Source organism: Pseudomonas sp. GW821-FHT07G10, from assembly GCF_059418545.1.
The window spans coordinates 70589-82129 of sequence record NZ_JBWKQB010000028.1 but is presented as its reverse complement, the minus strand read 5'-3'; the positions used below and the strand labels follow the sequence as shown (position 1 = coordinate 82129).

Genomic DNA, 11541 nt, shown 5'->3' with positions numbered 1-11541 from the left:
ACTGCGTTTTGCGCCCGTATCCATTGCACCCTCCTGATAAGAAGCCAGAAGGTGTAAACCTTATTCAGGACGAGACATGAAACATAAAAAAGCCCCGCCTGCGTTAGCAGGCGGGGCTTTTTAACAGCCGTTGGAATCAGGCGAGGGGTTTAGGCTCGTGCTCTTCTTCCAGGGCTTTGGGTTTTTGCTCTACCACTTCTTCGACGGAATGCAGGTTTTCGTCGATGGTCGGGGCAGGTTCAACAGCTGCTTGCTTGGCCACTTCAGCGACAACCGGAGCAGGCTCGGCAGCAATCACAGCTTCTACAGGTGCAGCAGCTGCAGCCAGTTCGGCTTCTTTCTGCAGACTCTCGGCTTCACGCTTGCGACGACGCACTTCACGTGGATCGTTCGGCGCACGACCACTTGCGGTCAGGGCGCTTGCCGGTGCGGCTTCGACCACCGGCTCCGTCACTGCGGCAACCACTGGCGCTTCAACCGGAGCCGCAACCACTGGCTCGGCGCTTACCACTTCAGCGACTGGAGCTGGAGTTGGAGCAGGAGCAGGAGCTGGAGTTGGAGCTTCAACGACAACCGATTCAGCGACGCGGTCGAACGGGGTTGGAGCGTCATAAGTCGGCTCAAAGGCTTTTTCAGCAACCGGAGCTTCGAACGCAGGTTCTGCGGCGACGACTGGCTGTTCAGCTACAACGGCTTGCTCGGCAACGAGTGCTTCACGAACCGGAGCAACTTCAACGGCAGGAGCGGCAGGCGCTTCAATCGCAGTGGTCGCTTCAACCACTGGCGCTTCAACCGAAGCAGTTTCCAGCGTGACGGCAGTAGCGCGTTCTGCTTGCTGATGAGCCTGAGCTTCAGCTGGGGCGCTGATCACAGTGCTGGCAACAGCCGCGGTAACGGCCAGACCGGCAGCCAGAGCGGCGCCGCTTGGTTCTTCGCTGCTTTCTTCGGTCTCTTCCGAGCCTTCGATCACATTGCCGTTGGCATCACGTTGACGCTCACGACGGTTGCTGCGACGACGCTGGCCACGGGAGCGGCGGCGTGGACGATCGCCTTCGGCGTTCTCCTGACCGTCATCCTGCAGTTGTTCTTCGTTCGGCAGCAGTTCTTCTTCGCTAACGGCGACAGCAGCCTGCTCGACACGTGGTTGACGTTCTTCACGCGGTGGGCGCGGTTGACGCTCTTCGCGTGGGGCGCGGGCAGGGCGCTCTTCGGCAACTGCGGCTGGAGCTGCATCCAGCGGCTCGCGCAGTTCACGAACCGGGCGATCTTCACGAGCTTCGCGCGGCTTGCGATCTTCACGCGGAGCACGTGGGGCACGTTCTTCACGCGGAGCGCGTGGTGCACGTTCTTCACGAGCTGCTACGGCCGCTACTTCTTCACGGACTTCGCGGGGTGCACGTTCTTCACGAGGCGCGCGCTCTTCACGAGGTGCACGTTCTTCACGAGGTGCACGTTCTTCGCGCGGCTTGCGCTCTTCGTCGCGACGACCGTTACGGCTGCGACTCTGCTGACGACCAGTGCGGCGCTCTTCGTTGCGCGGCTGGCGTTCGGTGACTGGCTTTTCAACCACGACCGGAGCGGCAGGTTCTTCTTTGGTAGCGAAGAGGCTGACCAGCGACTTCACCAGACCTTTGAACAGGCTTGGTTCGGCGACGTGGACTGGCGCAGCAACAGGTGCGGCGGGGGCTTCAACCGGAACCGGAGCATTGGCGCGTGCCGGAGCGGTTTTCACCGCGGCTTCCTGGCGAACCAGGGTGCGGGTAGCGGCGACCGGCTGAACTTCTTCTACTTCGGCAGCGGCAGCGGCGATTTCGTAGCTGGACTGACCGACGTGAGCTTCCGGGCTGTCATCGCGCAGACGCTGAACTTCGAAGTGAGGCGTTTCGAGGTGATCGTTCGGCAGAATGACGATACGTGCACGGGTGCGCAGTTCGATCTTGGTGATCGAGTTGCGTTTTTCGTTGAGCAGGAACGCAGCGACCGGGATTGGCACTTGGGCACGAACTTCGGCGGTGCGGTCTTTCAGGGCTTCTTCTTCGATCAGGCGCAGGATCGCCAGCGACAGCGATTCAACATCACGGATGATGCCGGTGCCGCTGCAGCGTGGGCAGACGATACCGCTGCTTTCGCCCAGGGATGGACGCAGGCGCTGACGGGACATTTCCAGCAGGCCGAAGCGCGAGATACGACCGACCTGTACGCGAGCGCGGTCGGCTTCCAGGCATTCGCGGACTTTTTCTTCCACGGCGCGCTGGTTCTTGGCTGGGGTCATGTCGATGAAGTCGATGACGATCAGGCCGCCGATGTCACGCAGGCGCAACTGACGGGCGATTTCTTCGGCAGCTTCAAGGTTGGTCTGCAGAGCGGTTTCTTCGATGTCGCTGCCTTTGGTGGCGCGCGCCGAGTTGATGTCGATGGACACCAGGGCTTCGGTCGGATCGATAACGATGGAGCCGCCGGAAGGCAGTTCAACGACGCGCTGGAAGGCGGTCTCGATCTGGCTTTCGATCTGGAAACGGTTAAACAGCGGTACGCTGTCTTCGTACAGCTTGATCTTACTGGCGTACTGCGGCATCACCTGACGGATGAAGGTCAGGGCTTCGTCCTGGGCTTCGATGCTGTCGATCAGCACTTCGCCGATGTCCTGGCGCAGGTAGTCGCGGATGGCGCGGATGATCACGTTGCTTTCCTGATAGATCAGGAATGGCGCGGAGCGATCCAGCGAGGCTTCTTTGATGGCGGTCCAGAGCTGCAGCAGGTAATCGAGGTCCCACTGCATTTCTTCGCTGCTGCGGCCAAGGCCGGCAGTGCGCACGATCAGACCCATATCGGCTGGAGCAACCAGACCGTTCAGGGCTTCACGCAGTTCGTTGCGCTCTTCACCTTCGATACGACGGGAGATACCGCCGGCACGCGGGTTGTTCGGCATCAGAACCAGATAACGACCGGCCAGGCTGATGAAGGTGGTCAGGGCTGCGCCCTTGTTGCCACGTTCTTCTTTTTCGACCTGGACGATGACTTCCTGGCCTTCGCTCAGGACGTCCTTGATGTTGACGCGGCCTTCGGGGGCTTTCTTGAAGTATTCGCGGGAGATTTCTTTGAGTGGCAGGAAGCCGTGGCGCTCAGAGCCGAAATCGACAAAGGCAGCCTCAAGGCTTGGTTCGATGCGAGTAATCCGGCCTTTATAGATGTTGGCCTTTTTCTGCTCGCGTGCACCGGATTCGATATCCAGGTCGTAGAGGCGCTGGCCATCTACCAGTGCAACACGCAACTCTTCGGGTTGAGTTGCGTTAATCAGCATTCTTTTCATGTAGTACCGTCGGTTTCCGGGCTGCCGGAAACGGCGTTCGGCACACACGACTTCTCACGGTCGGTGTCAGGTGCGTCAGGAGTGGTTGGACACTCCAGTGTCTAGCGAGGTTCGACCAATTGGGCCGGAGTCGCGACGTACGCGTCCTGCTTGCTGTGGCTACTTAAGCACTCAGTCAGGAGGAGGAATCAACCGGCGACGGTGGACGAGATGAAGCGTCTAAATATAAGCCTAGTGCTACACAGTCCGACGGTTGTGCATCTCCACCCTACACGTATCCCTGATAATTCGGGTGCTGCCGCGCGCAGAATCCGCAGCGGGTTGGCATTTACCGTGAGCTCCGAAAGGGGAGGTCACGCATCATGGCTAATTTAGGCGGTGTTTCCGAAGCCTTCGCTCAGGCTCATTCGAGATCGACTGCACTTTGTGAACTGGCCGTGAATATCGGCGCAAAAGACGAGTAATCACTCTGCTTCTTGCGCTCGCTTCAGGCCTCATGTCACCTGCGCTTGTTACAATCGCGAACCTTCCATAATTGTAGCGAAAGCCCCGTAGGACGGCCTTGCGTCCTGATGAATTGCGTTGGTCAGGGTCGGTCTTCGACCGTTGGTCCGCTGCCCAGGCCGCTTTTGGCGGCGTTCGCGACTATAGCAGCAATCATTAAGTGCTTCAAATCCATAAAAATTGTTATCATTCCCGGCATGACAACTACTGCCCCCCTGACCCCCAGCGTCCAGCTGCTTGAGGTCTCGCCGGAATATGCCGGCCAACGAATCGATAATTTCCTGCTCGCTCGGCTTAAAGGCGTGCCTAAAACCTTGATTTACCGCATTTTGCGTAAAGGCGAAGTGCGCGTGAACAAGGGGCGGATCAAGCCTGAATACAAGCTGCAGGCGGGCGATATTGTCCGTGTGCCACCTGTGCGCGTGCCTGAGCGCGACGAGCCGGTGCCTGTAGCTCAGGGTTTGTTGCAGCGCCTTGAAGCGTCGATTGTCTTTGAAGACAAGGCGCTGATTGTGATCAACAAGCCAGCCGGCATTGCGGTCCACGGCGGCAGCGGTCTGAACTTCGGGGTTATCGAAGCCTTCCGTCAGTTGCGGCCCGATGCTAAAGAGCTGGAGTTGGTCCATCGCCTGGATCGGGACACTTCCGGCCTGCTGATGATCGCGAAAAAACGCAGCATGTTGCGCCACCTGCACACCGCTTTGCGTGGTGATGGCGTCGATAAGCGCTACATGGCGCTGGTCCGCGGCAACTGGGCGACATCGATCAAGCAGGTTCGTGCGCCGTTGCTCAAGAGCAACCTGCGCTCCGGCGAGCGCATGGTTGAAGTCAATGAGGAGGGCAAGGAGGCTCTCACGGTCTTCAAGGTGCTGCGCCGTTTCGGTGAATTCGCCACGATGATCGAAGCCAAGCCTGTCACTGGCAGGACCCACCAGATTCGCGTGCACACCTTGCATGCCGGGCACTGCATTGCCGGTGACAGCAAATACGGCGATGAGGACTTCAGTAAAGAGATTCGCGAGATGGGCGGCAAGCGCCTTTTCCTCCACGCCTACATGCTGACCGTGCCGCTGCCTGATGGCGGCGAACTCAAACTGCAGGCGCCGGTGGACGAAATGTGGGCCAGGACCGTGGAGCGTCTGAGTGCTAGCTGATTACAAGCTACTGATCTTTGATTGGGATGGCACCTTGGCCGACTCCATTGGTCGAATTGTCGAGGCAATGCAGGTAGCGGCTGCGCGAGCGGATTTGCCGCCGCGAGACGATTTTGCCGTCAAAGGCATCATCGGTCTGGGTTTGCCGGAGGCGATCCGCACCTTGTACCCGGAAATCGGCGACGCTGACCTGGTTGCGTTCCGTCAGCGCTACGCGGATCACTACATTGCGCTCGAGGCCGAGCCTTCGCCACTCTTTGCTGGTGTGGTCGAGTCTCTCGAAGCTTTTCGTTGCGAGGGATATCGCCTGGCTGTGGCCACTGGCAAAGCCCGTCGAGGGTTGGATCGAGTGCTGAAGTCTCATGGGTGGGAGGATTATTTCGATATCACTCGTGCTGCCGACGAAACTGCGAGCAAGCCACATCCGTTGATGCTGGAGCAGATTCTCGCCCATTGCGAAGTCGGTCCCGAGCAGGCGTTGATGGTGGGCGACTCTTCGTTCGATCTGTTGATGGCGCGCAATGCCGGTATGGATTCGGTTGCGGTCAGCTATGGTGCTCAATCGATGGATGCCCTGCGTGTGTTCGAGCCGCGTCTGGCCATTGATCATTTTTCTGAGCTGCGCGCCTGGCTGAGCCGGCGGGCCAATTAAGTTTTTGCTGGGGTAAATGGTATGAAGGATGAGTGGAAGGCGCCAAGCGAGGCGAGTGCCGAAGGCAGTGACGAGAAAAGCTGGAAGCTGCTTGAAAAGACCCTTTTGGCCAGCGTGCAAGAGCAACGGCGCTCGCGGCGCTGGGGGATTTTCTTCAAGCTGCTGACCTTCGTTTATCTGTTTGCGGCGATGGCGTTGTTTACACCGCTGATGGACGTGGAAAAAAGCGCAACGCGTGGCTCTGGCTACACGGCTCTGATTGATGTGAACGGCATGATCGCCGACAAGGAGCCCGCCAGTGCTGACAATATTGTCGGTGGCTTGCGGGCTGCTTTTGACGATTCGAAGGTCAAGGGCGTGGTGCTGCGGATCAATAGTCCGGGTGGCAGTCCGGTGCAGTCGGGTTATGTCTATGACGAGATTCGTCGTTTGCGCGGTCTGCATCCTGAGATCAAGGTCTATGCGGTGATCTCGGACCTGGGGGCTTCTGGCGCGTATTACATCGCCAGCGCTGCGGATCAGATCTACGCCGACAAGGCCAGTCTGGTTGGCTCCATCGGTGTGACGGCGGCGGGTTATGGTTTTGTAGGGGCGATGGAGAAGCTTGGTGTCGAGCGTCGGACCTATACCTCTGGCGAGCACAAGTCGTTCCTCGATCCGTTCCAGCCGCAAAAGCCTGAGGAAACCCAATTCTGGCAGGGTGTGCTGGACACGACCCATCGCCAGTTCATCGCCAGCGTCAAGCAGGGGCGTGGCGAGCGGCTCAAGGACAAGGAGCATCCTGAGCTGTTCTCTGGCCTGGTGTGGTCGGGTGAGCAGGCGCTGGAGTTGGGCTTGATCGATGGGCTGGGAAGTGCGAGCTCAGTGGCGCGGGATGTGATTGGTGAGAAAGAGCTGGTTGACTTCACGATTCAGGAGTCGACATTCGATCGCTTCTCGAAAAAGCTCGGAGCCAGCGTTGCCGAGCACTTGGCAATGTGGATGGGCTTTCAAGGGCCAACATTGCGCTGATTAACGCGCAGCATAAAAACCGGCTCACGTGGCCGGTTTTTTTATAGTTGAGCGCAGATGGTTAGCTTCGTGCGATCTGGATTGGTGAGCGCTTCGCGGTCGAACGCAGGCTTCGCCTGTGGCTGTGGGGTAGGGCGCCAATTCAAGGAATCTGCACGCCCTCGGCCAGCAGCATGTCGACCAGGCGGATCAGCGGCAGGCCGATCAGGCTGGTGGCGTCACTGCCTTCGGTGCTCCGAAACAGGCTCACGCCCAATCCTTCGGCTTTGAAGCTGCCTGCGCAGTCGTAGGGCTGTTCGGCGAGCAGGTAGCGCTCGATACGTGCTTGATCGAGTGTGCGCATGTGAACGGTGAGGGGGATGCAGTCGACCTGGCAGTGGCCAGTCTGGCTGTTGAGCAGTGCCAGGCCGGTCAGAAAGGTCACGCTGGCACCGCTGGCGGCCAATAGTTGTGCCCGGGCTTTTTCGAAGGTGTGTGGTTTGCCGATGATTTGGCCGTCCAGTACGGCAACCTGGTCGGAGCCGATGATCAGGTGGGCGGGATGGCTGCTGCTCAGGGCTTGGGCTTTCTCTTTGGCCAGGCGTTTGACCAGGTCGATGGCGGGCTCGCCCGGGCGGTGGCTTTCGTCGATATTCGGTGAGCTGCAGGTAAATGCCAGTTGCAAGCGGGCCAGCAATTCACGACGATAGGCCGAGCTTGAAGCAAGTAATAAAGGCAGCATGCGGTTCTCCTGATGATAGTCGTGGATTCTAGCGAGGCTTCCAAGTGGCGGACAGGGTTGAATTTCCTTTGACATGGCCGGGGGCATCCCTATAATGCTGCGCCTATGTTGAATGACCCGATTCCACCTCACGTTGACCCGCGCAAATTGGCTGATCGTGGCACCACCCTTCAAGGTGAACTGCTGCTGGCCGATTTGGAGAGACTCTGCGACCCGCTTTCCGATACTGTCGGTACGGTGCAGGCTAAATTCGTTTTTGAGCGAGATGAGCGTAAATCTGTGGTTATCCACAGTTTTATCGATGTCGAAGTCAAAATGGTTTGCCAGCGTTGTCTTGAGCTGGTCACCCTGCCGATCCACAGCGAATGCAGTTATGCTGTGGTGAAAGAGGGTGCGAATACCCAGTCGTTGCCGAAAGGTTATGACGTGCTGGAACTGGGCGAAGATCCTTTGGATCTGCAGTCACTGATCGAGGAGGAGCTTTTGCTCGCCTTGCCCATTGTGCCTGCTCATCATCCGGAAGAATGCCAGCAGCCGGCGGGTCTCGATGAGCCCGAACCGAGCGAGGACGAGGTAACGCGGTCCAACCCGTTCAGTGTATTGGCGCAGTTAAAGCGTGACCCAAACGTTTAGGAGTTAATCAATTATGGCTGTTCAGCAGAACAAAAAATCCCGCTCTGCCCGTGACATGCGTCGTTCCCACGATGCTCTCGAGGCTAGCACCCTGTCTGTAGAAAAAACCACTGGTGAAGTTCACCTGCGTCACCACGTATCGCCAGAAGGCGTATACCGTGGTCGTAAAGTGATCGACAAGGGCGCTGACGAGTAATCCTTGTCCGCTCAAGTCATCGCGATTGACGCAATGGGCGGGGACTTCGGTCCCCGCAGCATTGTTCAGGCCAGCCTTGCTTGTCTGTCTGCTACGCCCTCGCTGCACCTGACCCTTGTCGGTCAACTCTCCCTTTTAGAAGAACTGATTGCCAGCCAGTCGGCTGTGGATCGCGCGCGCTTGAATATCGTGTCGGCCACGCAAGTGATCGCCATGGATGAAAAGCCATCGCAAGCCCTGCGCGGCAAGCCGGACTCCTCGATGCGTGTGGCGCTTGAGTTGTTGCGAGATGGCAAGGTTCAGGCGTGCGTCAGTGCTGGCAATACGGGTGCGCTGATGGCGTTGTCGCGCTATGTGCTGAAAACCCTGCCGGGTATTGATCGTCCGGCGATGGTTGCAGCCATTCCGACCCAGCGCGGTTATTGCCAGTTGCTCGATCTGGGGGCTAACGTCGATTGCAGTGCCGAGCATCTTCTGCAATTTGCGGTGATGGGGTCGGTTGCGGCTGAAACGCTGGGTATTGTCCGTCCGCGGGTGGCATTGCTGAATATCGGTACCGAAGACATCAAGGGTAATCAGCAGGTCAAGCTGGCGGCGAGTCTGCTTCAAAATGCCCGCGGCATGAACTACATCGGCTTCGTAGAGGGGGATGGGTTGTACCGTGGTGAGGCGGATGTCGTGGTCTGCGACGGTTTCGTCGGCAATATCCTGCTCAAGTCCAGCGAAGGCCTGGCGACCATGATTGCGGCGCGAATTGAAGCGCTGTTCAGGCAAAGCGTGGTATCGCGAATGGTCGGTGCGTTGGCGCTACCGTTGATGCGACGCTTGCAGGCTGATCTGGCGCCTGCACGGCACAATGGTGCGAGCTTTCTCGGTTTGCAGGGTATCGTTGTGAAAAGCCATGGCTCGGCGGGGGTGCAGGGGTTCCAAAGTGCGATTCAGCGGGCCGTGATCGAGATCCAGGAAAACCTGCCGGAGCGCTTGCACGGTCGTCTCGAGGATCTGTTGCTTTAGGCGTTTTCGCTCGAGAATGCTTAAATGTGACCGCTTAGTTCAATCAGTCATCCAACTGTCAGTTTTTTGTGTCCTTTATATGGGACGTCAATTCTCCGACGACAAGATCATTAGGGGCTTGTTACATGTCTGCATCCCTCGCATTCGTCTTTCCAGGACAGGGTTCGCAGTCCCTCGGCATGCTGGCCGAGTTGGGCGCGCAATACCCGTTGATCCTTGAAACATTCAAAGAAGCTTCCGATGCTCTGGGCTATGACCTGTGGGCACTGACCCAGCAAGGGCCGGAAGAACAGCTCAATCAAACCGATAAAACCCAGCCGGCCATTCTCACTGCGTCCGTCGCGTTGTGGCGCCTGTGGCTGGCTGAGGGCGGTGCACGCCCGGCCTATGTCGCAGGTCATAGCCTGGGCGAATACAGCGCGCTGGTCGCGGCTGGCAGCCTGAGCCTGGGCGATGCTGTGAAGCTGGTGGAGCGTCGCGGTCAGTTGATGCAGGAGGCCGTACCGGCCGGGCAGGGCGGCATGGCCGCGATTCTCGGTCTGGACGATGCCGATGTGCTGGCGGCCTGTGCGCAAGCGGCGCAGGGTGAAGTGGTCAGCGCGGTCAACTTCAACTCGCCGGGTCAGGTTGTGATCGCAGGTGCCAAGGCAGCTGTCGAGCGCGCCATCGAGGGGTGCAAGGCGCGTGGTGCCAAGCGAGCGATGCCGTTGCCGGTCAGCGTGCCATCCCACTGCGAATTGATGCGTCCGGCTGCCGAGCGTTTCGCTGAGTCGATCGCTGCAATCAACTGGCAGGCTCCGCAAATCCCGTTGGTGCAGAACGTCAGCGCCAGTGTTGCGGCGGATCTTGAGACACTCAAGCGTGATCTGCTTGAGCAGCTCTACAAGCCGGTACGTTGGGTCGAGTCTGTCCAGTGCCTGGCTGCCAATGGCGCCACCCAGCTGGTCGAATGCGGTCCTGGCAAAGTGTTGGCCGGCCTGAACAAGCGCTGCGCCGAAGGCGTATCGACCTCTAACCTGAATACCCCAGATGCTTTCGCTGCCGCTCGTGCAGCGCTGGCTTGAATTAGGAGAAGCCTGCATGAGTCTGCAAGGTAAAGTTGCACTGGTTACCGGTGCCAGCCGCGGTATTGGTCAAGCTATTGCTCTTGAATTGGGTCGTCTGGGTGCCGTAGTCATCGGCACTGCAACTTCCGCTTCGGGCGCCGAGCGTATCGCTGCGACCCTGAAAGAAAACGGTATTCAAGGCACAGGCCTGGAACTCAATGTCACCAGCGACGAGTCCGTGGCTGCAGTACTGGCGAGCATTCAGGAGCAGTTCGGTGCGCCGGCGATTCTGGTCAATAACGCCGGTATTACCCGCGATAATCTGATGATGCGCATGAAAGATGACGAATGGCATGATGTCGTCGATACCAACCTGAACAGTCTGTTCCGCCTGTCCAAGGGTGTTCTGCGCGGCATGACCAAGGCGCGTTGGGGGCGAATTATCAGTATCGGCTCGGTTGTGGGTGCCATGGGCAACGCAGGCCAAGTAAACTACGCAGCGGCCAAGGCAGGGCTGGAAGGCTTCAGTCGTGCTCTGGCGCGTGAAGTCGGCTCGCGGTCGATTACGGTAAACTCGGTGGCTCCCGGGTTCATCGATACCGATATGACCCGCGAATTGCCTGAAGCACAGCGTGAAGCTTTGCTGACGCAAATTCCGCTGGGCCGTCTGGGGCAAGCTCAAGAGATTGCGCAAGTGGTCGCTTTTCTGGCTTCGGACGGTGCGGCTTACGTTACTGGGGCTACAATCCCGGTGAACGGCGGGATGTACATGAGTTAAATGTGACGGTTTGCTTCAAAAAAATGTCATACGAGCTGTCTAAAATCCGTTATAAAGCTGCAATCTATTTATAGGCAGATGGCTGGCTGGGTTTGAGGAGTGAAGCTTTCAGTTGAAAAGCTGAAAAGCCTTTCTATACACTTACCCACTGGCCAGCTGCCTGAATTTGTCCATTAGGAGTGAAAACAAGGTATGAGCACCATCGAAGAGCGCGTCAAGAAAATCGTTGCTGAGCAACTGGGCGTTAAAGAAGAAGAAGTTGTGAACACTGCTTCCTTCGTAGAAGACCTGGGTGCCGACTCCCTTGACACCGTTGAGCTGGTGATGGCTCTGGAAGAGGAATTCGAGACCGAAATTCCTGACGAAGAAGCCGAGAAGATCACTACCGTTCAAGCTGCTATCGACTACGTTACTAGCCATCAGGCTTAATAGTTTGTAGTCGTCGCTTGCTGTCATGGAAAAACCGCACTGCCATCATGGCGTGCGGTTTTTTCTTTAGACCTGATACAAAGTGTCGTCATT

Annotated in this window: 11 protein-coding genes; 9 read left to right on the top strand and 2 right to left on the bottom strand. The window is 58.1% G+C overall.

Annotated features, from left to right (window positions below; translation table 11 throughout):
- Nucleotides 1-136: 136 nt before the first annotated feature.
- Nucleotides 137-3310 carry a ribonuclease E gene (rne, locus tag AC07O1_RS24890; protein WP_495090486.1) on the bottom strand — a complete coding sequence of 1058 codons (3174 nt, stop codon included), beginning with the start codon at nucleotides 3308-3310 and terminating at the stop codon, nucleotides 137-139.
- 701 nt (nucleotides 3311-4011) lie between these two features.
- Here rne and rluC point away from each other — a divergent pair.
- The 3 genes from rluC to sppA are packed head-to-tail and all read left to right on the top strand — an operon-like array spanning nucleotide 4012 to nucleotide 6631.
- Nucleotides 4012-4968, top strand: a complete 957-nt coding sequence (gene rluC, locus AC07O1_RS24885) for a 23S rRNA pseudouridine(955/2504/2580) synthase RluC (protein WP_494994005.1) — start codon at nucleotides 4012-4014, stop codon at nucleotides 4966-4968.
- Nucleotides 4958-5620, top strand: a complete 663-nt coding sequence (locus AC07O1_RS24880) for an HAD-IA family hydrolase (RefSeq protein WP_495090485.1) — start codon at nucleotides 4958-4960, stop codon at nucleotides 5618-5620. Before rluC ends, AC07O1_RS24880 begins: the two co-directional genes overlap by 11 nt.
- Nucleotides 5621-5641: 21 nt before the next feature.
- On the top strand, nucleotides 5642-6631 hold the full coding sequence (gene sppA, locus AC07O1_RS24875; RefSeq protein ID WP_495090484.1) for a signal peptide peptidase SppA: 990 nt from the start codon (nucleotides 5642-5644) through the stop codon (nucleotides 6629-6631).
- Nucleotides 6632-6773: 142 nt separating this feature from the next.
- Here sppA and AC07O1_RS24870 read toward each other — a convergent pair whose 3' ends face one another.
- The gene (locus AC07O1_RS24870; RefSeq protein WP_495090483.1) at nucleotides 6774-7352 is read right to left on the bottom strand and encodes a Maf family protein; all 579 of its coding nucleotides are present in this window, start codon (nucleotides 7350-7352) and stop codon (nucleotides 6774-6776) included.
- Between the two features lie 105 nt (nucleotides 7353-7457).
- On the opposite strand from AC07O1_RS24870, the gene AC07O1_RS24865 reads away from it, so the two are divergent.
- The 6 genes from AC07O1_RS24865 to acpP all read left to right on the top strand — a co-directional run bounded on the left by AC07O1_RS24865 (nucleotide 7458) and on the right by acpP (nucleotide 11448).
- A complete protein-coding gene (locus AC07O1_RS24865) occupies nucleotides 7458-7985 on the top strand; it encodes a YceD family protein (RefSeq protein ID WP_494994001.1) in 528 nt (175 codons plus the stop codon).
- 13 nt (nucleotides 7986-7998) lie between these two features.
- Nucleotides 7999-8181 (top strand): 50S ribosomal protein L32, encoded by a 183-nt coding sequence (gene rpmF, locus AC07O1_RS24860; RefSeq protein WP_003179396.1) that lies wholly within the window; start codon nucleotides 7999-8001, stop codon nucleotides 8179-8181.
- A 3-nt stretch (nucleotides 8182-8184) separates the two neighbouring features.
- Nucleotides 8185-9195: a phosphate acyltransferase PlsX gene (gene plsX, locus AC07O1_RS24855; RefSeq protein ID WP_495090482.1), complete on the top strand. Its 1011-nt coding sequence runs from the start codon at nucleotides 8185-8187 to the stop codon at nucleotides 9193-9195.
- A 125-nt stretch (nucleotides 9196-9320) separates the two neighbouring features.
- Nucleotides 9321-10259 (top strand): ACP S-malonyltransferase, encoded by a 939-nt coding sequence (gene fabD / locus AC07O1_RS24850; RefSeq protein ID WP_495090481.1) that lies wholly within the window; start codon nucleotides 9321-9323, stop codon nucleotides 10257-10259.
- A gap of 16 nt (nucleotides 10260-10275) precedes the next feature.
- Entirely contained in the window at nucleotides 10276-11019 is a 744-nt protein-coding gene (fabG, locus tag AC07O1_RS24845; protein ID WP_494993998.1) for a 3-oxoacyl-ACP reductase FabG, read from the top strand.
- Between the two features lie 192 nt (nucleotides 11020-11211).
- Nucleotides 11212-11448 (top strand): acyl carrier protein, encoded by a 237-nt coding sequence (gene acpP, locus AC07O1_RS24840; protein WP_003175607.1) that lies wholly within the window; start codon nucleotides 11212-11214, stop codon nucleotides 11446-11448.
- Nucleotides 11449-11541: the final 93 nt, after the last annotated feature.